This window comes from Enterobacter sp. CGMCC 5087 (assembly GCF_003144775.1).
Taxonomy (GTDB): domain Bacteria; phylum Pseudomonadota; class Gammaproteobacteria; order Enterobacterales; family Enterobacteriaceae; genus Enterobacter; species Enterobacter cloacae_M.
In genome coordinates this window covers 1-524 of record NZ_QFXN01000371.1, presented here as the reverse complement: position 1 = coordinate 524, position 524 = coordinate 1, and the positions used below count along the sequence as shown (strand labels likewise).

General features: G+C 52.7%; 1 rRNA gene. It reads right to left on the bottom strand.

The window, feature by feature from the left end:
* Positions 1-454, bottom strand: a 16S ribosomal RNA gene (locus DEO48_RS26470); the annotation flags it as partial.
* Between the last annotated feature and the right edge of the window lie 70 nt (positions 455-524).

Here is a 524-nt window from a genome sequence, read left to right as displayed (position 1 = left end):
CCTTCCTCCCCGCTGAAAGTACTTTACAACCCGAAGGCCTTCTTCATACACGCGGCATGGCTGCATCAGGCTTGCGCCCATTGTGCAATATTCCCCACTGCTGCCTCCCGTAGGAGTCTGGACCGTGTCTCAGTTCCAGTGTGGCTGGTCATCCTCTCAGACCAGCTAGGGATCGTCGCCTAGGTGAGCCGTTACCCCACCTACTAGCTAATCCCATCTGGGCACATCTGATGGCAAGAGGCCCGAAGGTCCCCCTCTTTGGTCTTGCGACGTTATGCGGTATTAGCTACCGTTTCCAGTAGTTATCCCCCTCCATCAGGCAGTTTCCCAGACATTACTCACCCGTCCGCCGCTCGCCGGCAAAGTAGCAAGCTACTTTCCGCTGCCGCTCGACTTGCATGTGTTAGGCCTGCCGCCAGCGTTCAATCTGAGCCATGATCAAACTCTTCAATTTAAGTTTGATGCTCGTGAATTAAACTTCGTAATGAATTACGTATGTTCACTCAGAGACTTGGTATTCATTT